Origin of the sequence: Ensifer sp. 4252, assembly GCF_050434565.1 — a bacterium.
Taxonomy (GTDB): domain Bacteria; phylum Pseudomonadota; class Alphaproteobacteria; order Rhizobiales; family Rhizobiaceae; genus Ensifer.
In genome coordinates, this window is the sequence record NZ_JBNDIU010000031.1 from 1 (window position 1) to 24,088 (window position 24,088).

The 24,088-nt window shown below is 62.4% G+C and carries 26 protein-coding genes; 10 read left to right on the forward strand and 16 right to left on the reverse strand.

What is annotated here, in order from left to right; translation table 11 throughout:
* Positions 1-819 (forward strand): Gfo/Idh/MocA family protein (locus ABIE33_RS32185; protein WP_429132618.1); only part of this gene is annotated, 819 nt, incomplete at its 5' end.
* A gap of 191 nt (positions 820-1,010) precedes the next feature.
* Here the strand turns inward: ABIE33_RS32185 and ABIE33_RS32190 are convergent.
* The gene (locus ABIE33_RS32190) at positions 1,011-2,252 is read right to left on the reverse strand and encodes an alpha/beta hydrolase (RefSeq protein WP_429132620.1); all 1,242 of its coding nucleotides are present in this window, start codon (positions 2,250-2,252) and stop codon (positions 1,011-1,013) included.
* Between the two features lie 482 nt (positions 2,253-2,734).
* Here ABIE33_RS32190 and ABIE33_RS32195 point away from each other — a divergent pair, with 482 nt between their 5' ends.
* Together ABIE33_RS32195 and ABIE33_RS32200 are read left to right on the forward strand one after the other, a co-directional pair.
* Positions 2,735-2,974: a hypothetical protein gene (locus ABIE33_RS32195; RefSeq protein ID WP_429132622.1), complete on the forward strand. Its 240-nt coding sequence runs from the start codon at positions 2,735-2,737 to the stop codon at positions 2,972-2,974.
* A 93-nt stretch (positions 2,975-3,067) separates the two neighbouring features.
* Entirely contained in the window at positions 3,068-3,190 is a 123-nt protein-coding gene (locus ABIE33_RS32200) for a hypothetical protein (protein WP_280938650.1), read from the forward strand.
* 25 nt (positions 3,191-3,215) lie between these two features.
* Here the strand turns inward: ABIE33_RS32200 and ABIE33_RS32205 are convergent, their stop codons facing one another.
* From ABIE33_RS32205 to tauA, 11 genes are all read right to left on the reverse strand, one after another.
* Positions 3,216-3,941: an LrgB family protein gene (locus tag ABIE33_RS32205; protein ID WP_429132624.1), complete on the reverse strand. Its 726-nt coding sequence runs from the start codon at positions 3,939-3,941 to the stop codon at positions 3,216-3,218.
* Entirely contained in the window at positions 3,931-4,317 is a 387-nt protein-coding gene (locus ABIE33_RS32210) for a CidA/LrgA family protein (protein ID WP_429132626.1), read from the reverse strand. The genes ABIE33_RS32205 and ABIE33_RS32210 overlap by 11 nt, the downstream gene beginning before the upstream one ends.
* Before the next feature lie 214 nt (positions 4,318-4,531).
* Positions 4,532-6,019 carry a nucleobase:cation symporter-2 family protein gene (locus tag ABIE33_RS32215; protein WP_429132628.1) on the reverse strand — a complete coding sequence of 496 codons (1,488 nt, stop codon included), beginning with the start codon at positions 6,017-6,019 and terminating at the stop codon, positions 4,532-4,534.
* 197 nt (positions 6,020-6,216) lie between these two features.
* Positions 6,217-7,215 carry a phosphate acetyltransferase gene (gene pta, locus ABIE33_RS32220; RefSeq protein ID WP_429132630.1) on the reverse strand — a complete coding sequence of 333 codons (999 nt, stop codon included), beginning with the start codon at positions 7,213-7,215 and terminating at the stop codon, positions 6,217-6,219.
* Positions 7,215-8,252 (reverse strand): YeiH family protein, encoded by a 1,038-nt coding sequence (locus tag ABIE33_RS32225; RefSeq protein ID WP_429132632.1) that lies wholly within the window; start codon positions 8,250-8,252, stop codon positions 7,215-7,217. Before ABIE33_RS32225 ends, pta begins: the two co-directional genes overlap by 1 nt.
* 76 nt (positions 8,253-8,328) lie before the next feature.
* Positions 8,329-10,104 (reverse strand): sulfoacetaldehyde acetyltransferase, encoded by a 1,776-nt coding sequence (gene xsc / locus ABIE33_RS32230; protein ID WP_429132634.1) that lies wholly within the window; start codon positions 10,102-10,104, stop codon positions 8,329-8,331.
* 43 nt (positions 10,105-10,147) lie between these two features.
* Complete coding sequence (locus tag ABIE33_RS32235) at positions 10,148-11,545, reverse strand: NAD(P)/FAD-dependent oxidoreductase (protein WP_429132635.1); 1,398 nt, start codon at positions 11,543-11,545, stop codon at positions 10,148-10,150.
* Between the two features lie 25 nt (positions 11,546-11,570).
* Entirely contained in the window at positions 11,571-11,957 is a 387-nt protein-coding gene (locus ABIE33_RS32240; protein ID WP_429132709.1) for a nuclear transport factor 2 family protein, read from the reverse strand.
* A gap of 169 nt (positions 11,958-12,126) precedes the next feature.
* Positions 12,127-12,954, reverse strand: a complete 828-nt coding sequence (locus ABIE33_RS32245) for an ABC transporter permease subunit (protein ID WP_429132637.1) — start codon at positions 12,952-12,954, stop codon at positions 12,127-12,129.
* Complete coding sequence (locus tag ABIE33_RS32250) at positions 12,947-13,759, reverse strand: taurine ABC transporter ATP-binding protein (RefSeq protein WP_429132639.1); 813 nt, start codon at positions 13,757-13,759, stop codon at positions 12,947-12,949. The genes ABIE33_RS32245 and ABIE33_RS32250 overlap by 8 nt, the downstream gene beginning before the upstream one ends.
* Before the next feature lie 83 nt (positions 13,760-13,842).
* Positions 13,843-14,862: a taurine ABC transporter substrate-binding protein gene (gene tauA / locus ABIE33_RS32255; protein ID WP_429132641.1), complete on the reverse strand. Its 1,020-nt coding sequence runs from the start codon at positions 14,860-14,862 to the stop codon at positions 13,843-13,845.
* A gap of 154 nt (positions 14,863-15,016) precedes the next feature.
* Here tauA and ABIE33_RS32260 point away from each other — a divergent pair, with 154 nt between their 5' ends.
* Positions 15,017-16,489 (forward strand): PLP-dependent aminotransferase family protein, encoded by a 1,473-nt coding sequence (locus ABIE33_RS32260; RefSeq protein ID WP_429132642.1) that lies wholly within the window; start codon positions 15,017-15,019, stop codon positions 16,487-16,489.
* A 49-nt stretch (positions 16,490-16,538) separates the two neighbouring features.
* On the opposite strand, the gene ABIE33_RS32265 is transcribed toward ABIE33_RS32260, so the two are convergent.
* Both ABIE33_RS32265 and ABIE33_RS32270 read right to left on the reverse strand, forming a co-directional pair.
* The gene (locus ABIE33_RS32265; RefSeq protein WP_429132643.1) at positions 16,539-16,730 is read right to left on the reverse strand and encodes a hypothetical protein; all 192 of its coding nucleotides are present in this window, start codon (positions 16,728-16,730) and stop codon (positions 16,539-16,541) included.
* 203 nt (positions 16,731-16,933) lie between these two features.
* Positions 16,934-17,611 (reverse strand): GntR family transcriptional regulator, encoded by a 678-nt coding sequence (locus ABIE33_RS32270; RefSeq protein ID WP_429132645.1) that lies wholly within the window; start codon positions 17,609-17,611, stop codon positions 16,934-16,936.
* A gap of 180 nt (positions 17,612-17,791) precedes the next feature.
* On the opposite strand from ABIE33_RS32270, the gene ABIE33_RS32275 reads away from it, so the two are divergent.
* The 6 genes from ABIE33_RS32275 to ABIE33_RS32300 all read left to right on the forward strand — a co-directional run bounded on the left by ABIE33_RS32275 (position 17,792) and on the right by ABIE33_RS32300 (position 22,918).
* Positions 17,792-19,243: a M20 family metallopeptidase gene (locus tag ABIE33_RS32275; protein WP_429132647.1), complete on the forward strand. Its 1,452-nt coding sequence runs from the start codon at positions 17,792-17,794 to the stop codon at positions 19,241-19,243.
* On the forward strand, positions 19,240-19,959 hold the full coding sequence (locus ABIE33_RS32280; RefSeq protein ID WP_429132649.1) for an ABC transporter permease: 720 nt from the start codon (positions 19,240-19,242) through the stop codon (positions 19,957-19,959). Before ABIE33_RS32275 ends, ABIE33_RS32280 begins: the two co-directional genes overlap by 4 nt.
* Positions 19,959-20,684 carry an ABC transporter permease gene (locus ABIE33_RS32285; protein ID WP_429132651.1) on the forward strand — a complete coding sequence of 242 codons (726 nt, stop codon included), beginning with the start codon at positions 19,959-19,961 and terminating at the stop codon, positions 20,682-20,684. The genes ABIE33_RS32280 and ABIE33_RS32285 overlap by 1 nt, the downstream gene beginning before the upstream one ends.
* Positions 20,681-21,463, forward strand: coding sequence for an ABC transporter ATP-binding protein (locus ABIE33_RS32290; protein WP_429132653.1), 783 nt, complete (start codon positions 20,681-20,683; stop codon positions 21,461-21,463). The genes ABIE33_RS32285 and ABIE33_RS32290 overlap by 4 nt, the downstream gene beginning before the upstream one ends.
* Before the next feature lie 39 nt (positions 21,464-21,502).
* Entirely contained in the window at positions 21,503-22,360 is an 858-nt protein-coding gene (locus ABIE33_RS32295) for a transporter substrate-binding domain-containing protein (protein ID WP_429132654.1), read from the forward strand.
* A 165-nt stretch (positions 22,361-22,525) separates the two neighbouring features.
* The gene (locus ABIE33_RS32300; protein ID WP_429132656.1) at positions 22,526-22,918 is read left to right on the forward strand and encodes a TPR end-of-group domain-containing protein; all 393 of its coding nucleotides are present in this window, start codon (positions 22,526-22,528) and stop codon (positions 22,916-22,918) included.
* Between the two features lie 323 nt (positions 22,919-23,241).
* On the opposite strand, the gene ABIE33_RS32305 is transcribed toward ABIE33_RS32300, so the two are convergent.
* Positions 23,242-23,538: a CcdB family protein gene (locus ABIE33_RS32305; protein WP_429132658.1), complete on the reverse strand. Its 297-nt coding sequence runs from the start codon at positions 23,536-23,538 to the stop codon at positions 23,242-23,244.
* Positions 23,538-23,831, reverse strand: a complete 294-nt coding sequence (locus ABIE33_RS32310; protein ID WP_429132660.1) for a type II toxin-antitoxin system CcdA family antitoxin — start codon at positions 23,829-23,831, stop codon at positions 23,538-23,540. Before ABIE33_RS32310 ends, ABIE33_RS32305 begins: the two co-directional genes overlap by 1 nt.
* Positions 23,832-24,088 lie beyond the last annotated feature (257 nt).

Genomic DNA, 24,088 nt, shown 5'->3' on the forward strand with positions numbered 1-24,088 from the left:
ACGCTATCAGACGCCAAAAAGCTGAAGAAGGCGGCCGACGACAGCGATGCGCTGTTCGTGCTCACCCACAATTACACCGGCTATCCGATGGTGCGTCAGGCGCGCGAGATGGTTCAAAACGGCGACATCGGCGCGGTGCGTCTGGTGCAGATGGAATATCCGCAGGACTGGCTGACGGAGAATATCGAGCAGTCGGGCCAGAAGCAGGCGGCCTGGCGCACCGATCCGGCCCGCTCCGGCGCCGGCGGCTCGACCGGCGATATCGGCACCCATGCCTATAATCTCGGCGCCTTTGTCTCCGGGCTGGAACTGGAAGAGCTCGCTGCCGATCTCGACAGTTTCGTAGCCGGCCGCAAGCTCGACGACAATGCCCATGTGATGATGCGCTTCAAGACCAAGGACGGTCAGCGCGCCAAGGGGCTGTTGTGGTGCAGCCAGGTGGCGCCCGGCCATGAGAACGGCCTGATGGTGCGGGTCTACGGCACCAAGGGCGGACTGGAATGGACGCAGAAGGATCCGAACTATCTCTGGTATACGCCGTTCGGCGAGCCGAAGCGGCTGATCACCCGGGCGGGCGCCGGCTCGGGTCCGGCCGCCGCCCGCGTCAGCCGCATTCCCTCGGGCCATCCCGAAGGTTATCTCGAGGGCTTTGCCAATATCTACACCGAGGCGGCACGGGCGATCTTTGCCAAACGCAAGGGCGAGGCCATCGACCCCGCCGTCAGCTATCCGACCATCGACGACGGTATGAAGGGCATGGCCTTCGTCGACGCCTGCGTGCAGTCGTCAAAACGAAACGGTGCCTGGGTAAAGGTGTAGCCGACAAGCTTGCCGGTGGGGCAAGGGCGGGGGTGGCCAGGAACGCCGAAAGCCAGGCACTTCGGAGCAACGGATGACCGAGTCGCAGGCAATAGGCGCTTTTCGCCGTTTTGCGGGCTACCTTGACCGATGCGAGGTACGCCGCAGCAGAATTGTTTCTGACTGCGGCGTATTGGTTCAAGGGCGTATATCTACGGGGTGCACCCCGGTACCGTCGGGCGCGTTCGGTCACATCTGACGGCGGTTGCCGCGCGGCCGCTGTTTCTCGCAGCCGAACCGCCGAGATGGTCGGCATAGTTGTCGCGGGTGTTCTGATCGACGACGGCGACGGGTGCTGCAAGAACCAGGCCCGCCGCGTTGCCGACGGCCGCGGCCGTTCCGGTCGTTGCCACCAGGATCTGGTCGCCGAGGCCGACGCGGCTGTCTGTCAGAGTCTGGCCATCGGAGATGCGCGAACCGATGAGCCGAACGATCTCGGGCGATTCCGCGAACTTGCCGTGATTGAGGCGATCGCCCGCCTTTATCTTCGTCAGGTCGATCACCATGATCTTGTTGTCTTCGAGCTCCTTCTTGTAGGGCTCCTGCTCCGGGTCTATGGCCCCGAGCCGGGACACGTCGCCCCAGACCCGGCGCGAGACGGCGAGCGCACGGTCGTCACGGGAGACGAACAGTGTGAAGTTCGGATGTTTCTCGCCCATGTCCTCGATCTGCTGGCGGAAGACATCGACGTCGACATCGGGTGCCGCCAGCATGACGTTCTTGAACTTTGCGGGCAGCTCGCCATTGCGGATCGCCATCTGGCGCAGCGCCTCCAGTGCCAGCCAGTTACCCATGGAGTGGGCCAGGATCGACACCTCCTTCACTTCCGGATCGCGGTAAAGGTACTGGAACAAGTTCTCCAACGCATTGCGCGTGTAGTTCGCGCTCTCGCGATCATAACCGTATGCAAGCAGGCTCCCACGTGACGGCCAGGTGATGAGAATGGGCGCGCTGCGGACGCCAGAATCATGAACGATCTGGGCGAAACGATAGACGGAGTCTTCGAAGCGGTTGTTGAAGCCGTGAATGAATACAAAAACGCTTTTGTCGGGACTTTTCCGCACACTTGCGCTCAACCATGATTTGGCACCGGCCATGTCGAGCCCGTCTGCCTTCAGCGTCGCAAAATCCGTTGCTGGATTGGGCGGCAGCCGCTTTGGCCAAGCGACCTCGCCAGCCTTGCGCACGGTGTCCGGCGGAATGGAAACGGTCATGTCGACGAAGGTGGGCGCCAGGGCGCGTTCTCCGCTGTACATTTCTCCGGGATTTGCCGACCGGCTGCGCGTCGTCGTGATCAGCATGTTGACCCGGCTTGAGTCCGGCGCGGTATCTGCAACCGGCGTCAGCACGCCCTTCGGATGCCCGCCGCACGCGGCTAGCACAAAGACAAGCATGGCGACTACTGCGCCCCTCCGAATTCGCTCGATAGGCGCATTGCACCTCACGCCGCCAGTTTTCCTGCTCATTCATCCCCCTGTCAAAGCGCAGTGCAAGCAGTCCCCAGCCGGCTTCCTGTCTTATTCCTGGGATGCTAATGCACGGAGCAGTTACAATGCAATAGAGCGCGCTGCCTTTCGGGCGAACCTTGTCCGGCATCGGCGACGAGCTTGTGCGCTTTTGACGGGGTTCGACCAGGGCGCCGTGACCGTTCTTCGCACTTGTCAGGTGGATCTATCGTCGCACTCCGACGATCCTGTTGATCACCTCAGTAAAGCCCCAATCACCGGCTACCGATCAATTGTCATTCTCAGGCTCATCCGGCTTTTCGCTGCGGCGGCGACCGCAGGTCCGCCGACGCGCCCGTTTATCGATCCCTCCATAGGCAATTCGGTCCCTGCTCACCGGCAGAACGGCGCGAATGCGGAGCGAGGTTCTTATGCGCGGAATTCCCGACGAGATGCTTGCCGCCTTGAGCAAGGCGGAAGTGGCCATGCTTTGGCGCGTCTTTGAGACTGTCTGTATCGAGTACGACATTCCGCGAGAGGGCGAGCAGATCCAGCATCTCGCCCGATTTCTCATGCACGAGTTTCGCCGTCCGCTGGACGAAGAAGCGCTGCTCGCCGCAGCCGAGACTTTCTACCGTCACCACGGCGGCGAATTCGCAAAGTGGGCCTGAGGCCGCAAGCCTATAGGCGTCGTCTAGACGTCCTCTCCACCAACCCGGGCACCCCGGGACGCAGTCGTTCAGAAACAACCACGGGAGAAAACCATGAAGCCATCTGTCGGAAGCTTCGGATATCAGTTCAGGCTGCTCGATTTCACGGTCCGATCGTCGCTGGCAATCGTGCTCGGTGTCGTCGGCTGTGTCACCTTCTACGGCGCCTTCTGGTAGCGGATTGTCCTCGGAAGGCTGGCGCTTAGACCAGCAGGCCGAGGACGACAGCGGCGATGGCTGAGGTCAATATGCCGTTGAGCGCCATGGCAAGGCCCGAAAACGTCCCGGCAATTTCGTTGACCTGGAAGGCGCGCGCCGTGCCGATGCCGTGCGATGTCAGGCCGGCCGCGAACCCGCGTGCCGCATAATTCCGAATGCGCAGAAGATTCATCAGCGGCGTGACGATGATTGCTCCGAGCACGCCGGTGAAGATGACGAGAAGCGCGGTCAGGGTCGGGTCGCCGCCGAGTTGCTGCGAGATGCCGACGGCGATGCCTGCCGTTGCCGACTTCGGCGCCAGCGATATGGCAACACTGTCAGGTGCGCCGAGCAGGATGGCGACACCGGTCGCGCAAACGATCGCCGTCAGGCTGCCTGCGACAAGCGCGACGACGACGGGCACGAGGATCTGCCTGATCAGTGTCCGGTTCCGGTAAAGAGGAACAGCAAGTGCCACCGTCGCAGGTCCGAGGGCAAAATGCACGAACTGGGCCCCGTCGAAATAGGTCGAATAGGATGTCCCGGTCACCGTCAGGATCGAGACCACGAGGACGACGGAGATCAGCACGGGATTGACGATGGGGTCGAAACCGCTGAGCGCCGCAAGCCGCTGAGCGGCGATATAGGCTCCAATCGTCACGGTCAGCCACAGCAGGGGGCTGGTCGAGAGATAGACCCAGAGCTCGAAGACGCGACCGCTAGTGTCCATCGCCAGCCCCTTCCGCGCCGAACAGTCGGCTTGCGAGCAGGAACGCTCCCACGGTCACCATCAATGTCACAATGGTCGACACCATGACGGCGATGACGATCGTGCCGGCATAGTCGTATATCAGCCGATAGTTCTGCATCACCCCGACGCCAAGGGGCACGAACAGCACGCCGAGGTTCTTGAGCAGAGTGTCGGCCACGCCGCTGACGCGGGTGTGGGCGGCGCCATCTTCCGACCCGGCTCTCCTGTCGGCAAACCAGAGATAGGCGAGCAGAAGCACGATGCCGAGCGCGGGAGCCGGCATGCTCAGGTCGAGCGTCCTGACAACGATCTCGCCGATCAGTTGGCAGACCAGTATGACAAACAGTCCTTCCATCGCCGTCTCCCGCATGGTCCGTGGGGATGCCCCCACGGCGCATTCCGCAACGCAGCCGCATCCGTAGCCGAAATCCTTCGCCCACGCCTACTGCATAATTTGCGCAATGGCTCAAGGCGCGTTGCGACCTTTGAGATTCGCCTGCTGCGCTTTAAGCCCTTGTTCTTTCGCATGTCGTGATAGCAAAACCGCGGAACATTTTGGGCGACATGCGTTAGTGCTGCGGCACCGTGACCGGGACTTCATTGCCGTCGCGGTCAAAGAGCTTTCCGTCGCGATATTGATCGCCATCGCGCAATGCGGATATATCCTGATACCGGATGATGCGTTCCGTGCCGGCCACGAATACGGACTGCTGGTCGGAATTGCCGGCCTTGAAATGATTGAACAGCAGGTTCAGCGCGATCGCCATGATTGCGGACGAGCTGATGCCGGAGTGGAAGATGGTTTCGAACCAGGCGGGGAAGTGATCGTAGAAATGCGGCGCCGCGATCGGGATCATGCCGAAGCCGATCGAGGTGGCGACGATGACCAGATTCATGTTGTTGTGATAGTCGACCTTGGAAAGCGAGCGGATGCCGCTCGCCGCCACCGTGCCGAACAGCACGATGCCAGCACCGCCGAGCACGGCCGGCGGAACGGCGGCAATCACACGCCCCATCACTGGAAGAATGCCGAGCGTCACCAGAATGAGGCCGCCGGTGGCAACCGCATAGCGGCTCTTGATACCGGTCACTGCCACAAGGCCGACGTTCTGGGCAAAGGCGCTTTGGGTGAACGAGCCGAAGATCGGGGCAAACAGGCTCGATATCATGTCGGCGCGCAGGCCGTCGCCGAGCCGCTTGGAGTCGACCTTGGTGCCGATGATCTCGCCGACGGCCAGGATGTCTGCCGACGTCTCGACCAGGATGACCAGGAGAACGATGAACATCGAGACGATCGCCGCAGCCGTGAACACCGGTGCCCCGAAATGAAAGGGCGAGGGGACGGCCAGCATCGGACTTTCGGCGACCTTGGAAAAATCGGTCATCCCGAAGACTAAGGCGATCAGTGTGCCGATGACCATGGCAAGCAGGATCGATAGGCGGGAGATGCCGGAGCTGCCAACCTTGCTGAGGAGCAGGACGGTCAGCAAGGTTACCGCCGCCAGGCCGATGTTGCTGACGCTACCGAAATCGGGCGCGTTCGGATTGCCGCCCATGGCCCAGCGCGCCGCGACCGGCATCAGGGTCAGGCCGATCGTGGTGATGACGATGCCGGTGACAAGCGGTGGGAAGAACCGTGTGATGCGTGAGAAGATCGGGGTGATCGCCAGGCCGACCAGCGACGCCACCATCACGGCGCCCATGACCGCCGGCAACCCTCCGCCTTCGCGGCTGGTAACGATGGCGACCATGGTCGCGACACCGGCGAATGAAACGCCCTGCACCAGCGGTAGCTGACAGCCAAAGAACGGGATGCCGATGGTCTCCAGGATTGTCGCGAGGCCACCGGCAAACAGCGACGCGGTGATCAAAAGGCCGATATCTGCCGGCGACAGGCCGGCCGCCTGACCGATGATCAGCGGGACGGCGACGATGCCGCCATACATGGTGAGCACATGTTGGAGGCCGTAAACGAGGTTTGCGCCAGCGCCCAGGCGCTTGTCTTCCGGCCGCTCGACCGTCTGTTCGATATGATCGTTTCGATGCGAAACATCCATGCGCCTCCTCCCAGATGCGTGTGCTATTGGATCTTTGCGTCTCCTCAAACGCGATCCTCGAACTATAGGCCGAGATCTTCGGCATCATTGCATGCGGGTGATTTGAAGTTGTTTTCGGTTTGGGAGCGGTAATGAGCGCGTCCTGAATCGGGCGGATCGCCGCTGAAGCGGACATCGCTGCGGGACAGGCGCCGCCGCTATTGCGGCGCTGCCTGCACCACGGTGACGGCAATCATGTGGAAGACGTCATCGGCCGTGCAGCCACGCGAAAGATCGTTGGCGGGTTTGGCGAGACCCTGAAGCACCGGGCCGATGGCGGTCGCGCCGCCGATGCGCTGGGCGATCTTGTAGCCGATATTGGCGGCATCGAGATTGGGAAACACGAAGACGTTTGCCTGACCGTGCAGCGCTGAATTGGGCGCCTTGGAGGACGAGACGGCCTCGACGAAGGCGCTGTCGAACTGCAGTTCCCCGTCGATCAGCAGATCGGGATTGGCGGCGCGGGCAATGTGCGTTGCCTCGACTACCTTGGAGACGCGATCGTGGGCGGCACTGCCATTGGTCGAGAAGGAGAGCATCGCCACCTTCGCCCGATCACCCAGCAGCGACTGATAGGATTGCGCCGACATGCGGGCGATATCGGCGAGACCGGCGGCATCCGGGTCGACGACGAGACCGCAATCGGAAAAGACGAAGGCACCCTTCTTGGCGTGGTGCGGCTGGCACAGCATCATCAGGAAGAAACTGGAGACGAGGCCGGCATTCGGCGCGCGGCCGATGATCTGCAGGGCAGTGCGCACCGTATCGGCCGTGGTCGCCACCGCTCCACCAATGGTGCCGTCCGCCTCGTCTTCGCGCACCATCATGGCGGCAAAGACGAGGTCTTCGCGCACCGCCTTCTCGGCTGCCTCTCGGTCGACGCCCTTGCTCTGGCGCAGTTGATGATATCGGGCCGCGAACCGCTGCGTCAGCGGTGACGTCGCCGGGTCTTCGATCCGGAAGGCATGCACATTGCCGCCATGGTCGCGCAGGCCCTCGGCGATGATCTCGCGCCGGCCGACGAGCGTGATTTCGGCCAGGCCCTCGGCGCGCGCACGCACGGCTGCAGCGATCACCCGCGCATCTTCGCCCTCGGCAAGCACGACGTGGCGCGGCGCTTCTCTTGCGGTTTCGATGATCTTATCGAGTGGTTTCATTAGAGATGCCCCAGATAATGCATGCCGCCGAGGATGAAGATGCCGAGGAAGATCGTTTCGGCGACAATGAGCGCAACCGCGTCGCCGCCGACATCGAGCACGCGTCGTAGCGACGTCTTCATGCCGACGGCGACGATGCCAGCCAGCAGTGCCCAGCGTGATGCCTCCATGCCGAGTTCGGCGACGGCAGCCGGTACCATCCCGCCGGAGTTCATGGCGGCAAGGATCAGGAACGCGACGACAAAACCGGGCAGCAAGGGCGGGCGCTTGCCGGCCTCCACCCCTTCCTGCGGAACGTTCCTGAGCGCGATCGAGAAGATGAGGACGACGGGCGCCAGCATCGTCACGCGGATGAGCTTGACCAGCGTCGCCGTTTCGCCAGCCTCGGGCGACACCGAGAAACCGGCGCCGACAACCTGCGCGACGTCATGGATCGTGCCGCCGAAGAAGATGCCGGTGGCGCGGGCATCAAGCCCAAGCGACTGGGCGAGAATGGGATAGCCGATCATCGCCAGGGTGCTGAGAACCGTCACCGACAGCACGGTGAAGATCAGGTTGCGCTCGGAGAATTCGTTTTTTGGGAGAACGGCGGCGATCGCCATGGCGGCGGAGGCCCCGCAGATCGCAACCGCGCCGCTGGTCAGAAGGGCGAGCCGCCAGCCCCTGCCAAGGACCTTGGCAGCTGCCAGCCCGAACAGGATCGTCGCGGCGATCGCAGCGACCAGCAAGAGAATGGTGCCGCTGCCGAGCCCGATCAAAAGGTCGACGCTGATGCGCATGCCGAGCAGAGCAACGCCGATCCTGAGGATCCTCTTTGCCGATAGCTCGATGCCGGCGACGCACCGGCCTTCCTCGGAGAGAAAATGGAACGCGATGCCGAGCAGCAGCGCCATCAGCATGGCGGGGGCGCCATAATGATCCGACAGGAACTGCGCCGCCATGGCGACGGCCGCCGTCACCAGCAGGCCAGGACCATAGGTCGACAGGGCCGAGGGCAGCCATTGAAACCGCCGCGTCGTTTCGGATACCGCATTCATTTGAAATTTCCCGTCTGAGAACGCCAAGTCGGAAGCCCATACCCGGCGACAGGTGTCGCCGGGTATGGGCTGCACGTCAGATGTGCCGCTGCGGCCGCATGTCCGAGCGCTCGATGCCGGCGACCTGCACCGGTTTCTTCATCGCGTCGCGGCGGAAGGGTTCGCCGAGCTCCTGGTTGAGGATGACTTCGACGAAGGTGGTCACGCCCTTTGCCTGGTCCTCAAGCGCCTGCTGCAGGGCGGCCGTCAGGTCCGCCTGGGTGTCGACCGTCACGCCCTTCAGGCCGCAGCCGTCGGCCACCTTGGCGTAGCTGAGGTTGGGGTTGAGTTCGGTGCCGACGAAATTGTTGTCGTACCAGAGCGTCGTGTTGCGCTTCTCGGCTCCCCACTGGAAGTTGCGGAAGATCACCATGGTGATCGGCGGCCAGCCCGCACGGCCGATGGAAGTCATCTCGTTCATCGAAATGCCGAAGGCGCCATCGCCGGCAAAGCCGACCACCGGCACGTCGGGGCAGCCGATCTTGGCGCCGACGATCGACGGGAAGCCGTAGCCGCAGGGGCCAAACATGCCGGGTGCCAGGTATTTCCGGCCCTGCTCGAAGCTCGGATAGGCGTTGCCGATGGCGCAGTTGTTGCCGATGTCGGTCGAGATGATGGCGTCCTTGGGCAAGGCCGCCTGGATCGCCCGCCATGCCTGGCGCGGCGACATGCGGTCCGTCTCCCGGCGGCGCGCTTCTGCATTCCATTCGGTGCCTGGATCGTCGTCCTCGTGGTCCATCGACGACAGTTGCTGCAGCCAGGCGGAGCGGGTCGTGTGGATCAGCGCCTTCCGCTCCTCGCGGCCGATATCGCCGGCCGACGGCGAAAGCTGTTCGAGGATCTGACTTGCCACCTGTTTGGCGTCGCCGCAGATGCCGACCGTCACCTTCTTCGTCAGGCCGATGCGATCGGAATTGATGTCGACCTGGATGATCGCGGCATTCTTCGGCCAATAGTCGATGCCATAGCCCGGAAGCGTCGAGAACGGGTTGAGGCGGGTGCCGAGAGCCAGCACCACATCGGCCTTGGCGATCAGTTCCATCGCTGCTTTGGAGCCGTTGTAACCGAGCGGACCAGCCGCCAGGCGATGGCCGCCGGGGAAGGCATCGTTGTGCTGGTAGCCACAGCAGACCGGGGCGTCGAGCCGCTCTGCAAGGGCGATCGATTCGGCGATCGCGCCGCCGATGACCACACCGGCGCCGTTGAGGATCACCGGGAACTTCGCCTCGGACAGCAATCTTGCTGCCTCGGAAATCGCCTGCTTGCCGCCGGAGGGGCGCTCCAGCCGAACGATGCTCGGCAGTTCGACATCGATCACCTGTGTCCAGTAATCGCGCGGGATGTTGATCTGCGCCGGGGCGCAGCCGCGCCAAGCTTTCTCGATCACCCGGTTGAGAACCTCGGGAACGCGGCTCGCGTCGCGCACCTCTTCCTGGTAGCAGACCATTTCCTCGAACAGCGCCATCTGGTCGACTTCCTGGAAACCGCCCTGGCCGATCGTCTTGTTCGCCGCCTGCGGCGTGACCAGAAGCATCGGCGTATGGTTCCAGTAAGCGGTCTTGACCGCGGTCACGAAGCCGGTGACACCGGGTCCGTTCTGGGCGATCGCCATCGACATGTTGCCGGTGACGCGGGTGTATCCGTCGGCGATCAATGCGGCGTTGGTTTCATGGGCGCAGTCCCAGAAGGTGATGCCGGCTTTCGGGAAGAGGTCGGAGACCGGCATCATCGCCGAGCCGATGATGCCGAAGGCGTGTTCGATGCCGTGCATCTGGAGGACTTTGATGAAAGCCTCTTCGGTCGTCATTTTCATTGTCTGTTTCCTTTCATGTTGGGTTTGGGGGCCGACCGCGCGGCTAGAGGATCTCGTCCTTGAGGTAGTACCAGCGGTACATCCCCCACTGGCCGATGCGCCTGAACGGTGTCAGCAGCCCGTGGCTGGGAAGAGGGGAGGTGAAGATCGGCAGGTCGAGGGTGCTGCCCTTGCCGGCAACCATCTGCGCCATGCGCCGTCCGGCCTGGGCCGAATACATGACGCCGTTGCCGCCATAGCCCATGGCGTAGAACAGCGCCTGTTTCGGATCCGGGCGAAAGATGCGCGGCATCATGTCGTGGCTGACATCGACCCAGCCCCACCAGGAGTAGTCGACCTTGATGCCGGCAAGCACCGGGAACTTGCGGTAGAGGCCTTCGAGCAGGCGGTCGAGGTGCTTGGGGTTGACCGCGTCCCTGCCGGTGATTGCGCTCCGGCTGCCGATCTGCACACGCCCATCGGGCAGCAGCCGGTAGTAGTGGCGCAGCGTGCGGGTGTCGGTGAGCGGGATATGCGTCTGAAAGTTCAGGGCGGCGCGCTCATCGTCGGTGAGGACGCGGGTGACGATCGAGTTGGAGAGGATCGGCATCAGCCGGTGCTTGGTCAGTCGATGCAGGCCGGGCGAGGTATAGCCGGCGGTCGCGAAACACACCGCCCTTGCCCGCACGATGCCGCCGGGGGTGCGAAGGTGAAAGGCGCCACCTTTCCGATCGCAGCTCAGAACCGGGCTGGAGGTATGAACGCGGGCACCGAGCTTGCGTGCCAGAGTGAGATAGCCGAAGGCGAGTTTGGCCGCATGGATGCCCATGCCGTCTGGCTCGTAGAGTGCGCCCACCGCCTCGTTGTCTCGTACGAAGTCGCGATGGATTTCGTCCCGGCCAAGGATGCGCGTGCGATATCCGAAGACATCGTTGAGCACCCGGGATTCCGCCTCCAGCGACGGCATCACCTTGTTGCGATGGGCGATGTAGAGATGTCCGCCGTCCTGCGGGTCGCAGGCGATCTCCGGCGAGCGGATGAGGTCGCGGAAGAGATCGAAAGCTTCGCTGATCTCGACGTGCAGTTTCTTGGCGACATCGACGCCCCAGCGCTCGATCCACTGCGAGCGCTTGAGCCGCCCGGCCGAAATCTGGGCCTGGCCGCCGTTGCGGGTGCTGCAGCCCCAGGCGACGCCATTGGCCTCGAGCACTGTCGCCTTGATGCCGTGCTCCTTGGCGAGATGGATGGCGCAGGAGAGGCCGGTGTATCCCGAGCCGACAATTGCAACATCGACGTCGATATCCCTGACGATCGGGCCATCGTCGGCCGGCGGAGGCCCGGCCGTCGCGATCCAGTAGGTCGGCGCATAGTCCTTGCCGTCGCCGGGATTGGCGGCGCGATTGGGATCGTATGCCGGGTCGAAGGGCTTATCCGGCCGTGCTGTTCTGACAAGCTGTTCCATGTCGGTTTCCTGGCCTGGCTCGAGCTCAGTAGCGGAAGGGGGCCGCAATCAGCGGCCGGTTCTTGCGAAAGGCCTGCTTGCGGACGATCTTGCCGTCACTCAGCGTGAAGAGGTCGCAGCCTTCGGCCTCGATGCGGCTGCCGTCGGCGTTCGTGCCGGAGAAGGTCCATTCGGAAACGGCCCGGTCTCCATGAACGAAGTGGCTGTGGTGGGCCCAATGGGCGTCCGGCATCGTCTGCCACACGCCGCTGAAGGCGGTCGCGATCTGCCCGGCACCCTCGACCCGTGTGCCATGCGCTTCGCTGCCGGCCACCGTGTTGAAGACGCAGTCGTCGGCGAAGAAGGACATGACGCCGTCGATGTCGTGCCGGTTGAAGGCGTCGAAGAGATTGGAGAGGTCGGTCGCGGTCATGGGGGCGGTCATGGCTTGTGATTCCTAAGCGTTGCAGGCGGTGTTTGCGGGCATGGCTTCGCCGTGGACGGATGAACCGGCCGGATCGGCTTTGCATGTGCGGTATGGGTCCGGTTAGGACGGGGCGGCCATCAGCTCGGTGGCCGCGACCCTGTTGAACGGTGCATCGTCACACCTTGCCCTTCCAGGGAATAAGCATCTTTTCGAGGTGCCGGATCAGGAGATCGAAGGCGAAGGCGAAGACGCCGATGACGATGATGCCCATGATCACGGTATCGCTGGCCAGAAACTCGGCGGCGTTCAAAACCATGAAGCCGAGGCCGCGATGGGCAGCGACCATTTCGGCCGCGACCAACGTCGTCCAGCCGACGCCGATGCCGATGCGCATCCCGGTGAAGATTTCGGGCAGCGCCGCTTTGAGAATGACGTGGCTGATGACCTGGCGGCGGCTTGCGCCCATCGCATAGGCCGCATGGATCTGTTCGATCGAGACGGACCGGACACCGGCACGGGCGGCGATCGCCATCGGCGCGAAGATCGCGAGGAAGATCAGGAACACTTTCGGGAACTCGCCGATGCCGAGCCAGATGATGATCAGCGGCAGATAGGCAAGTGGCGGCAACGGACGGTAGAACTCGATGATCGGATCAAACAGCCCGCGCATCACCCGGTTCACGCCCATGAGAATGCCGATCGGAACCGCGGTGACAAGGGCGAGCGCAAAGGCGCCGAGCACGCGACCAAGACTTGCGAGCGTATGCTGGGCAAGCGTCGAGTTGGAGACGCCCTCCGTCAGCGCGATCACGAACTTGTCCCAGACCGAAAGTGGCGACGGCAGGAAAAGCGGCCGCACCCATTGCATCTCGGTGACCAGCAGCCAGAGCGCCACCAGGGTCAGCGCGGTCAAGAGGCTGATATGCCCGCTCATGCCTTCGCCGGGTGCGCCGTAGATCCGGCCCGGCCGTACCGGCTTGGCTTTCGTCACGCGCTCAAGCATGGAGGAGCTCCGGGTTTCCGGACTGGCGTTCGTCGCCGTAGATGATGCTGAGGATCTGTTCACGCATGTCGATGAAGTCGCGACTGGATTTGATTGCACGGGCATTGCCTTCTTCCAGGAACCGTTTGTTGAAATCGAGCTCGTAGGTGTGGGTGATCCGTCCGGGCCGCGGCGACATCACGATCAGGCGCGACCCCAGGAACAACGCCTCCTCGACGCTGTGGGTGATGAAAAAGAACATCTTGTTGGTCAGTTGCCAGACCTTGAGCAGCAGCTCCTGGATGGTCTCGCGGGTCAGCGCATCGAGCGCTGCCATCGGCTCGTCCATCAGCAGCATCGAAGGATCGCAGCTTAAGGCCCGGGCGATGCCGACGCGCTGCTGCATGCCGCCGGACAGGTGGTAGATCATGTGCCGGTGAAAATCCTGCAGGCCGACGAGGGCCAGGTTCTTGGCAGCCACCTCGTGGCGTTTCGCCTTGTCGAGCCCACGCAGTTTCAGCCCGAATTCGGTGTTGTCGATGACATTGAGCCAGGGCAGCAGCGCATGCTTCTGGAACACGACCCCGCGGTCGGCGCCGGGACCTGAGACGCGACGGCTTCCCAGCGTGATTTCACCGGCGCTCGGGGCCATGAAGCCCGCCATCAGATTGAGGAGCGTGGTCTTGCCGCAGCCCGAGGCACCGAGCGCGACGACAAAATCGCCGCTCTTGATCTCGAGGTTGACCCCCTTGAGCGCAATGACCGCCTCGTCCGTATAGAGACCAGGATAGGTCAGGCTCACATTGCTGACATTGAGAGTTTCCATTGTGCAGGCCTTTCGAAAAAAACGGCTGTTGAGTTGCGTTGGCGGCGCTCCTGACCGTTTTGGGGGTCAGGAGCGGGCGTCGGCTACTTCGCAGCCTCTTTCGCGTAGGCGCTGTTGACATAAGCCGCGTAGTCGTCGAGCGCCTTGTCGATCTGCTTCTGGTCGGCAAGGAATTTCGCGCTTTCCGACAGTGCGCGCACCGCGCCGCCGCCGAGCCAGGTCTCGGACGCCTGTTCCTGCGCGGTCGGGAACGACAACAGGTTCAGCGCCTCGACGGTGCCGGCGCCATCGCCGCCGATGAGCTTGACGATGTTCTGGACCGGTGCGGAGTCCGCCGTCCAGCTTGCGCCGTTTGCCTTGTAGTCGGCGTAGGCTTCGGCCAGCACCTTGGTGAAGGCGGCCATGAACTTCGGGTTTTCGGCCGCCCATTTCTTGTCGACCACAAGCCCGTCGAAGGTCGGCACGCTTGCCGCGCCGATCGCTTCGGAATCGGAGATCACCTTGCCGGTCTTTAAGAGTTCCGACAAGGCCGGCGGCCAGACGTAAGCGGCATCGATATCGCCGCGCTGCCAGGCGGCGACGATCTGCGGCGGCTTCATGTTGAGGATGTTGACTTCGCGTGGATCGACCTTCCATACCTGCTCGAGGCCGACAAGCAGATGGAAATGCGAGGTCGAGACGAACGGCACGCCGACGGAGCGGCCGACCAGGTCCTCCGGTTTCTCGATACCAGAGCCTTCGCGGGCGACGAGGGCTTCCGACTTGCCGATGTTGTCGAGGATCCAGAACAGTTCGAGTTCGACGCCACGGGTCGCCGCGGCCGTAGTGCCGGTCGAGCCGATGACGCCGATCGGCACGTTGCCCGATGCAAGCGCCGTCGAGATGTCGCCGCCGGAGCTGAACTGGCGCCAGTCGACGAGGTAGCCGGCTTCCTTCGCGGCGGCGTCGAAGCGGCCGTCGGCGATGGCCGCAATGAACGGGCCGACGATCTGCTGGTAGCCGATGATCACATTGGTCTCGGCGCGGGCGAGGCTGGAGGTCAGGAGGCCGGCCGCAATCGCGGCTGCCCCCGCCATGGTTTTCAGGGCGTTGGAATAGAACATGTGTTTCCCTCTGGTTCCGACCCCGTTTCTCGGGATCTGTCGACTGATATGTCGATCTCATTTTCGACCATAAGGGATAAAGCAGCTTTCTCGTTTGCTTTATAGCCAGATTGAAAGTTAGATAAGTCCAGTTTCGTTCGTTGTGGGATCGGACATGGCCCGCATTTCTGTTCCGGAAACCATCTTCTTCATCGACCGGGCGAGCCGCACGAGCCTGCAGGCGCAAATCCGCGAGACGGTCGTCTCCGCCGTTTTGTCAGGGCGGCTGCCGCCCGGCGCTCAGCTTCCGTCGACACGCAAGCTTGCAACCTATCTCAACATCTCCCGGCTGACGGTCACGCTCGCCTATCAGGAGCTGGCAGCCCAGGGCTATCTCGATGCGGCCGACCGGAGCAGCTACCGCGTCGCCGACAAGCCGCCGTTCAACGTGCTCGATACGGATGTGGCGTCGCCGGATGCAGATGCCGTGGACTGGTCGTCCAAGCTGCGTTCGACCTTTCGCGTCGCCAAGCAGATGCGCAAGCCGCTCGATTGGCGGCGGTATCCCTACCCTTTCCTCTATGGCCAGATGGATCCGTCGCTGTTCGATCTCACCGCCTGGCGAGATTGCGCCCGACGCGCGCTGGCGCGTGAAGATTTCGAGCTCATGGCTGGCGATTTCGCCGCGTCGGACGATGTGCAACTGGTCAACTATATCTGTTCGCGCACGTTGCCGGGCCGCGGCATCCGGGCCAACCCGGACGAGATCCTGGTGACGGTGGGCGCGCAAAATGCGCTCTGGATCGTCATCCAGCTGTTGCTGCGGCGTGGCTCCCATGCAGTCTGCGAAAATCCTTGCCATCCGGATATGAGTGCCTCGCTGCAACTGAGCGGCGCAAAGGTCACGGTGCTCGATGTCGATGACGGCGGGCTGCCGCCGGCCAACTTGCCGCGTGAGGTCGACGCCGTGTTCGTGACCCCGAGTCATCATTCCCCGACGGGTGCGACCATGCCCATGGATCGGCGCGTCGCGCTGCTCGAAGCCGCGTCAACTAGGGACTTCGTCATCATCGAGGACGATTACGAGTTCGAGATGAGCTTTCTCGCCCCGCCGTCACCGGCGCTGAAGGCCTTCGACCGGAACGGGCGGGTCTTTTACATCGGCAGTTTCTCGAAGTCGCTTTTCCCCGGTCTGCGGCTTGGCTATCTCGTCGCGCCGGCGCCGGTCATCCGCGAGGCGCGGGCGCTGCGCGCCCTGATGCTGCGCCATCCACCGGGGCACCTGCAGCGGACGGCCGCTTATTTTCTGGCACTCGGTCACTACGACGCCGTGCTTCACAGGATGCGAGAAGAGTATCACCTGCGCCATCGGGTGATGGCAGAGGCACTCAACGCCAATGGGCTGAAGATCGCGGGATCGGCGGCGTTCGGCGGAACCTCCTTCTGGATCGAAGGCCCCGAGGGTCTGGATGCGGATAGGCTGATGACCGATCTGCGCGAAGACGGGGTTCTGATCGAGTCCGGATCGCCGTTCTTCCCGACCGAGGAAGAAAGCTGCCGTTTTTTCCGCATGGGATACTCGTCGATCGGCAGAGACCGGATCGCCGAAGGCGTGAGGCTGGCGGCAAGCAGAATGGCACTGTCTTGAGAAACCGGCCCATCTCGCTCGCCGTTGCCGGCAACCCGGCGAACGCCTGCTAGCCGTTCGACAGCAGAGCCAGGATCTCGGCGCGATTGAGCTTTTTTCCGCTTGCGACGTCGAAAATCCGAAGCGCGATCTTGTTGGCGGGCGGGTCGGATTGGGTGCAGTTGTTTTGGGTGCACCACTCAGCCAGAGCTTCGCGCATCTCCAGGATGTCGGTTGCTGGGGGATTGCGGGTGTTTGACATGGCAGAACCTCACTTTGGACCGAAGCTTAGGTTCTGCGCGAGACCGCCACAACTCTGAAAAAGCAGGGGAATTCGGCCGTTTTTCCACTACAGCGTCGCGCGCCAAATATGACGCGCGCCGCTGCAACTCTTTAGACTTGCTGCATAGTTTTCTCCTTCAATCGAGCCGATTTAAGGAACTATGCAGTCGAAGGCACGCTACATCACGCCTGACGCGCAGCGCTTTCGGCTGGAGCGGCATCGCCGGTCTGACGGATATGCGCCTCGATCAGGCGTTTGAGGTCGGCCACGTCTCGGGCTTCGAGCGCATCGACCATCATGTGATGTTCGCGTGCGGACCGTTCGACGCGGGCTCTTGTGCGCCACTGCGAGACCGGTGCCGATGAGGTGCGTTGACGGATTTCGGAAACGAGGTCCACAAGCTCGTGGTTGCCTGACAGAAGCAGCAGTTCGCGATGGAAGGCGAGGTTGGCCTCGTAATGCTCCAGCACTGTGCCGACCATCGTCATCTGGTCGAAATGGCTGGCGAGCTGGCGCAGTCTGGCGATGCTTTCGGGCGTGGCACGTTCCACCATCAGGTCGGCAACCGCGGTTTCGAGGATGACGCGGATATCGCTGACTTCCTGGGCGCGCCGGCCGTCCGGCAGGTAAACATGATAGCCGCGGTTGGGCACATGCTCGACCAGCCGCTTCTGCGACAGGCGGTCAAGAGCACGGCGAACCTCCGGCCGGGTGCAATCGTAACGCTTTTCGAGGTCGATTTGCTTGAGCCAGGTGCCGGCCGGCAGCACGCCGGTCAAAATGTCCTCAAGAACGAGATCGGTGACGTCCCGCTCCTTGGCCGCAGTCTCGGTCACGCTTTGCATTTCGGTCATGGACATTCCTGTTTGCTCGATTGCCGGCGGGCCGCGCGGGCTCGCCTGGTTCGCACTTGCGATGGTCTGTTTTTGCGCCTGCGACCGATACCGAAAATATCCATCGCCGCCCATTGCGCAATTTATTTTTGTATCCTAAATTGGCGCCAATTTTGGTAACTATGACATATGGGATGCTAAACGCCAATGAAGAATACGGAACTCGTATGGTCGATCGTCGAGGAAAAGAGCCCGGCATTCTTCGAGCTCAGCGATCGCGTTTGGGACAGTCCCGAGACCAACTACGAGGAGTTTCAATCCTCCAGCGAGCATGCCCGCCTGCTTGAAGCGGAAGGATTTCGCATTGAGCGCGATGTCGCCGGCCTGCCGACGGCGCTGATCGGCGAAGCGGGCGAAGGCGGTCCGGTGATCGCCATTCTCGGCGAGTTCGATGCGCTCCCGGGCCTCAGTCAGGTCGCGGGCGTTGCCGAAGAGCGAGCGGTCGTTCCCGGCGGCAACGGCCACGGCTGCGGCCACAATCTGCTTGGCTCCGGCTCTATGCTTGCAGCCGCCGCGGTCAAGGATTACCTCAAGGCCAACGGCCTGAAAGGGCGCGTGCGCTACTATGGCTGCCCGGCCGAAGAGGGCGGGTCGTCGAAGGGCTTCATGGTGCGGGCCGGAGCCTTCGACGATGTCGATATCGCCATCTCCTGGCATCCGGCCGCCTTTTCCGGTGTCAACAATCCGATCTCACTTGCCTGCAACGAGATCAATTTCCACTTCTCCGGCCGCGCTTCCCACGCCTCGGCGACACCGCATCTCGGCCGCAGCGCGCTCGACGCCGTCGAGCTAATGAATGTCGGCGTCAACTACATGCGCGAGCACATGCCATCGAGCGCCCGCATCCACTATGCGATCACCGATGCCGGTGGCGATGCGCCCAATGTCGTGCAGGCCCGTGCAACGGTGCGCTATCTTATCCGTGCCCGCACATTGCCGGAGCTGTTGGGGCTGATCGAGCGCGTCAAGAAGATTGCCGAAGGTGCGGCTTTGATGACGGAGACGACCGTGCGCCATGATGTCGTCAGCGGCGATGCCAATCTTGTAGGCAATGGTCCGCTGGAAGCACGGCTCCACACCTGCCTTGAGCATCTCGGTCCTGCAGCCTTCGATGCTGACGACCTCGATACGGCGCGAAAGTTTCAGGCGACTTACTCCCCCGACGATATCGCCGCGTCCTATGCGCGCTTTGGCCTGTCGCCGCGCAAGGGCCAGCCGCTGTGCGACATGATCTACCCGCTCTATGGTGGCGACGGCAGCATCGTCGGCTCCACCGATGTCGGAACCGTGAGCTGGGTCGTGCCAACGGTGCAGATGCGCGGCGCGACCTATGCGATCGGCACGCCGGGCCATTCCTGGCAGTTGGTCGCGCAAGGGAAGCTGCCGGCCGCACACAAGGGCATGGCACATGCTGCCAAGGCCATGGCAAGCCTTGCCATCGACCTGATGTCGGATCCGGAGCTGGTGGCGGCCGCCAAGGCAGACCATCGCAGCCGCCTCGACGGAACGCCCTTCGTCAATCCGATCCCCGATGACGTCAACCCGCCTCTTCCCTCGCGTGCGGCGGGTTCCGCCGAAAAGGGAGCTCAGGCATTGTGACCCAACCCGGTATCCTCGAACTCCTCAGTTTCGGTCCCGGTGGCTGGGGGAATATCCTGCTTGCCGGCGCAACGATGACAATCCTTATCGCGCTGTCGGGCTATGCGACCGGTGCCGTCATCGGCGTCCTCGGCGCCTGGTCCAAGGTGAGGGGCGGGCCAGGAACGCGTCTCGTCGCCGACGTCTACACGACGGTGCTGCGCGGTATTCCTGATCTCTTGGTGATCTACCTTCTCTATTTCGGCGGCTCCGCGGCAATCTCAGCGGTTGGACAACTGTTCGGCGCGGAAGGCTTCATCGGCTTTCCGGGTTTCCTTGCCGGCATGCTTGCGGTCGGGATCACATCGGGCGCGCAGCATACGGAGGTCTTCCGTGGCGCATTCAGGGCGGTTCATCCCGGAGAAATCGAGGCGGCGATCGCCTGCGGCATGCCGCGGTGGCTCCGGTTCAGGCGCATCGTCGCGCCGCTGACGCTCAGGCATGCGTTGCCGGGCCTCGGCAACGTCTGGCAGGTGGTGCTCAAGGAGAGCGCGCTCGTCTCGATTACGGGTGTGGCCGAACTGCTGCGCCAGGCGCAGATCGCCGCCGGCTCCACCGGGCTGCCCTTCGACTTCTACCTGATTGCCGGCGGCATCTATCTCGCGATCTCGACGGTATCGAGCACCATCCTGCATCGGGCCGAGCGGCACTTCAGCCGCGGCGTGAGGAGAAGCTGATGGACTGGACCTTCCTTCAGGAGACCTTCGTCAGCCTCGTTTCGGCTGTTCCCCTGACGTTGTTGCTGGCGGCAAACTCGATCGTCCTCGGCGCGATCCTGGCGGTCGGCATTGCTGTCGCCCGATTTTCGGCCATCGCTCCGCTGCGCTGGTTGGCGCAGACCTATGTCTTCGTCTTCCGCGGCACGCCATTGCTCGTGCAGATCTTCATCATCTACTACGGTCTCAGCCAGTTTCCGGCCATTCGCCACAGCCTGCTTTGGCCCGTGCTCAGGGAGCCATACTGGTGTGCGGTCCTGGCGCTAGCGCTCAACACTGCCGCCTATGCCAGCGAGATCATTCGCGGCGGCCTGCTCTCCGTACCCTTCGGACAGGTCGAAGCGGCAAGGGCATGTGGCATGTCGCGCTTCATGATCTTCCGGCGCATCACGCTGCCGCTCGGCGTCAGGCAGGCGTTGCCCGGCTACGGCAACGAGATGATCTCGATGGTCAAGGCGACGTCGCTCGCATCGATCATTACGCTCATGGAAGTGACCGGCGTTGCGGCGCGTATCATCTCCGAGAGCTATCGGGCGATCGAAGTGTTCGTCGTTGCCGGCGCCATCTATCTCACCATCAATTTCCTGCTCACACGCCTGGTGCAGATCGTCGAGTTCCGGCTGAGCCCGCATCTCAGGCAGCCGGCCGCGGTGTTGCCCGCCATCATCGAAGGAGAAGCGCATTGAGTTCGCCCGCGTCGTCCATTGCGCCCGTCGCCATCAGCGTTCGGGACATCCACAAGAGCTTCGGCCCGATCGAGGTCTTGAAGGGCATCTCGCTCGATGCGCGCGAAGGCGAGGTCGTCTCCATTCTCGGCTCGTCCGGTTCGGGCAAGTCGACCCTGCTTCGCTGCATCAACATGCTCGAAACGCCTGACCGTGGCGAGGTTACGGTTGCGGGCGAAACCATCGAGATGCTTGCTGCCGCAAACGGCAAGAGCCGTCCGAGGGACCGCGCCCAGGTGGACCGCATCCGCTCGCGCCTCGGCATGGTGTTCCAGAGCTTCAACCTCTGGTCCCACAAGACGGTGCTGGAAAACGTCATCGAGGCGCCGATCCACGTGCAGAAGCGCCCTCGCGCCGAGTGCATCGAGGAAGCCGAAGCGCTTCTTGCCAAGGTCGGGATCGCCGCCAAGCGCAATCACTATCCGGCACACCTGTCCGGCGGCCAGCAGCAGCGCGCGGCAATTGCCCGGGCGCTCGCCATGCGTCCGGCCGTGATGCTGTTCGACGAGCCGACATCGGCTCTCGATCCGGAACTCGTCGGCGAGGTGCTGCGCGTCATGCGTGCGCTCGCCGAAGAGGGACGCACGATGCTGGTGGTGACCCATGAGATGGGTTTCGCCCGCGATGTCTCAAGCCGGGTCATCTTTCTTCACCAAGGTCAGATCGAGGAAGACGGTCGACCGGACGAGGTATTTGGCAATGCCAAATCCGAACGCTTCCGGCGGTTCATCAAGGCGTGAACCGGCGGCTTTAACCACTCAAAAAAAGGGGAACTACCAATGAACTACACGAAAACGGCAATGAAGGCCCTGTGCATCGCGACGATAATGTTTTCCGCCAATGGTGCGCATGCGGAAAACAAGACGTGGACGCGCGTGTCGGTCGCTACCGAAGGCGGCTTCAAGCCTTACAATTTCACCAAGCCAGACGGCACGCTTGACGGCTACGAGATCGAGCTCAGCAAATATCTCTGCGCTCACATGAAGGTCGAATGCGAGATCAACGTCCAGAACTTCGACGGCATGATCCCGGCGCTCAATGCCGGCAAGTTCGATGCGATCATTTCCGGCATGTCGGCAACGGCCAAGCGTGAACAGGTCATCGACTTCAGCGACTCCTATGGCTCAACCGGCCAGGCTTTTGCGACCTCGAAGTCCGGCCCGCTCGCGTCTCTGCCTGAAAAGGGCGTGGTCTTCTCGCTCGCATCGAACGAGGCCGGCGCTCTCGCCGAGATCGAGAAGCTGAAGCCGCTGCTCGAAGGCAAGACGATCGGCGTCCAGATCGCCTCGACGGGTGCCGCCTTCGTCGACAAGTATCTGAAGGGCGTCGTCGACGTGCGCGAATACAAGACGACCGAGGAGCACGATCTCGATCTCGCCGCGGGCCGCGTCGACCTGGTGATGGCCTCGATGGCCTATCTGACGACGGCTTCCGAAAAGCCGGGCAATGAGGATATGACGACCACGGGCCCCCGGTTCCAGGGTGGCTTTCTCGGTCGCGGCAGTTCCGTCGGCCTGCGCAAGACCGATCCGGAGCTGAAGGCACTGTTCAACGAGGCGATCGCAGCCGCCAAGGCGGACGGCACGATCAAGACGCTTTCGGAAAAGTGGTTCGGCTTCGACGTCACGCCGCGATAAAACACAAGACGATTTCGCTTCTTTAATGGACGCCGCCGCGCGTGATCGCGGCGGTGAATTTCAGTATTATCCGGCTCGGGTGAGCACGCGCGAATTTTCAGGAAACGGCGATGCTGGGTCCCAGATCACTAGCCGCGACGACGGCGTCAGGGGCGTGGTTTATACTTGCTTCAAAAAGGCTCCGTTCAAGACGTGCAATGGTTCGCGGCCGAGCCAGACCATAGTGGCGCGATCGGTCATGGTGACGGTATCCTTGCGCTCCTTGGCGACCGCCATCGGGCTCACGAATGGGCATCCCGCGCCAGCCTGCTGGAGCCCGACAACATTCAACTCCAAGCAAATCTTGTTTGTGCGTGGGCGGTGACCGACGACACCGTTGCGGCACTGGATGCGCTCGAGCGCATCGCGCCAAAGATGAGCGCCGAACTGCTGGTGTGGATGGAAAACGACAACGACCTGGACAGCTTGCGCTCGCTGCCGCGTTTCACTGAAATAATGCGCGCGACAAGGGCCCGTTTCGGGGGGCAGTCCTTACCTGGATGCGAGCCTGGAAAGTAGAGCAGCGTCCAAAAGTGCGGCCGGTCGTATTGCTGCATGTTTCCTTAAATCGTATTCGATTTAAGGATAAAAACATGCAGCGGTTCAAAGTGCTACAGCGACCTTTGCGCGTCTAATAAGACGCGCGGCGCTGTAGGCAACGAGCCGCGCCGCTCGTCCCTGTTTTCGCTCTGCATCGTCGTAATAGCGAGCCGCTTGCCCAATCGACTTGGGCAACGACCGCTGGTGCGGGCCAGGTGAAGGGAGCGCCGGTTGTCCCCACGCCTCGAGTAACCGAGGTCGGGCGATTGTCTGCAAGCTACTCGCCTGTCCTCAGCCCGTCGCTAAAAGCCGTGAAAAACCATATCGAGAGCGGCGACGATCTCGTCGTGCCGCTCCGATAGATTGGCGATCGGCTCTGAAAGTGCCGATACGGGTACCGCAGCCAGGAACTGAGTAACCAAGGCATATCGAACGCCGGAGATTTCAAACACGGGGTTGAGGCGTTTGGCCGGTTGAGGGGCCGCTTCGACTGGTAAAAGGGGGACGACGACACGCGTCTTCAATTCGTCCAGCACGTCAGCTTGTACATCAAGCACAAGGCCACCGCCCGGATTGCCATAAACATCATAATGCGGCATTAGAATTGACGAAACTGCGCCAGTGGTAGGCCATTTGCATCGACGAAAGCATTCGAACTCTGCAAGGCTTCGCTATTTTCTTTCTTCCAGCGGGTAGCCTTGGCATCGGACACCGCCCTGGCGATACCGGCCTCGGCAGCGCGCGAAATATTGATGTCAAAGTGTCGTGCTTCAGCAAGAAGGTCGGCATCAATTGTTAAATTGGCGGCGCGCTTTGAGGTGGCAGCTCTCGCATGCTCGGGCATGGTGTTCTCCATTTGATGAGCCGAGTATATGCGCATCTTGATGCGCATGCAAATATCCGATCGTTGGCGAGGCTCCGCTTTTTTAAAATCACCGAACTGGCAGCGCAAGGACATCAAGCTCGAAAATGCCGAGCTGTCCGTGCTATCCTCTTAGTGGCATTCGGCAGTTGCCGCGCCGGCGATCCGGAAGCTGGCATCGACGGCAGCCTCGTCGGTTTGGCATGCCAAAGTTCGGGGCAGTCGGGATAACAACGACCGTCCTCCAATCCGACGCCTACATAGCTGCAAGGATTGAGGACTCGTTG

Excerpts from the sequence above, each read along its gene's own strand:
- ABIE33_RS32215 (WP_429132628.1), bottom strand. The coding sequence starts at position 6,019 with ATGGATGTTTCGCATCGAAACGATCATATCGAACAGACGGTCGAGCGG.
- ABIE33_RS32205 (WP_429132624.1), bottom strand. The coding sequence starts at position 3,941 with ATGGACACTAGCGGTCGCGTCTTCGAGCTCTGGGTCTATCTCTCGACC.
- ABIE33_RS32245 (WP_429132637.1), bottom strand. The coding sequence starts at position 12,954 with ATGCTTGAGCGCGTGACGAAAGCCAAGCCGGTACGGCCGGGCCGGATC.
- ABIE33_RS32265 (WP_429132643.1), bottom strand. The coding sequence starts at position 16,730 with ATGTCAAACACCCGCAATCCCCCAGCAACCGACATCCTGGAGATGCGC.
- ABIE33_RS32225 (WP_429132632.1), bottom strand. The coding sequence starts at position 8,252 with ATGAATGCGGTATCCGAAACGACGCGGCGGTTTCAATGGCTGCCCTCG.
- ABIE33_RS32235 (WP_429132635.1), bottom strand. The coding sequence starts at position 11,545 with ATGGAACAGCTTGTCAGAACAGCACGGCCGGATAAGCCCTTCGACCCG.
- ABIE33_RS32260 (WP_429132642.1), top strand. The coding sequence starts at position 15,017 with ATGGCCCGCATTTCTGTTCCGGAAACCATCTTCTTCATCGACCGGGCG.
- pta (WP_429132630.1), bottom strand. The coding sequence starts at position 7,215 with ATGAAACCACTCGATAAGATCATCGAAACCGCAAGAGAAGCGCCGCGC.
- tauA (WP_429132641.1), bottom strand. The coding sequence starts at position 14,862 with ATGTTCTATTCCAACGCCCTGAAAACCATGGCGGGGGCAGCCGCGATT.
- ABIE33_RS32250 (WP_429132639.1), bottom strand. The coding sequence starts at position 13,759 with ATGGAAACTCTCAATGTCAGCAATGTGAGCCTGACCTATCCTGGTCTC.
- xsc (WP_429132634.1), bottom strand. The coding sequence starts at position 10,104 with ATGAAAATGACGACCGAAGAGGCTTTCATCAAAGTCCTCCAGATGCAC.
- ABIE33_RS32285 (WP_429132651.1), top strand. The coding sequence starts at position 19,959 with ATGGACTGGACCTTCCTTCAGGAGACCTTCGTCAGCCTCGTTTCGGCT.
- ABIE33_RS32310 (WP_429132660.1), bottom strand. The coding sequence starts at position 23,831 with ATGCGCATCAAGATGCGCATATACTCGGCTCATCAAATGGAGAACACC.
- ABIE33_RS32200 (WP_280938650.1), top strand. The coding sequence starts at position 3,068 with ATGAAGCCATCTGTCGGAAGCTTCGGATATCAGTTCAGGCTGCTCGAT.
- ABIE33_RS32295 (WP_429132654.1), top strand. The coding sequence starts at position 21,503 with ATGAACTACACGAAAACGGCAATGAAGGCCCTGTGCATCGCGACGATA.
- ABIE33_RS32275 (WP_429132647.1), top strand. The coding sequence starts at position 17,792 with ATGAAGAATACGGAACTCGTATGGTCGATCGTCGAGGAAAAGAGCCCG.
- ABIE33_RS32305 (WP_429132658.1), bottom strand. The coding sequence starts at position 23,538 with ATGCCGCATTATGATGTTTATGGCAATCCGGGCGGTGGCCTTGTGCTT.
- ABIE33_RS32195 (WP_429132622.1), top strand. The coding sequence starts at position 2,735 with ATGCGCGGAATTCCCGACGAGATGCTTGCCGCCTTGAGCAAGGCGGAA.
- ABIE33_RS32240 (WP_429132709.1), bottom strand. The coding sequence starts at position 11,957 with ATGACCGCGACCGACCTCTCCAATCTCTTCGACGCCTTCAACCGGCAC.
- ABIE33_RS32190 (WP_429132620.1), bottom strand. The coding sequence starts at position 2,252 with ATGCTTGTCTTTGTGCTAGCCGCGTGCGGCGGGCATCCGAAGGGCGTG.
- ABIE33_RS32210 (WP_429132626.1), bottom strand. The coding sequence starts at position 4,317 with ATGGAAGGACTGTTTGTCATACTGGTCTGCCAACTGATCGGCGAGATC.
- ABIE33_RS32270 (WP_429132645.1), bottom strand. The coding sequence starts at position 17,611 with ATGTCCATGACCGAAATGCAAAGCGTGACCGAGACTGCGGCCAAGGAG.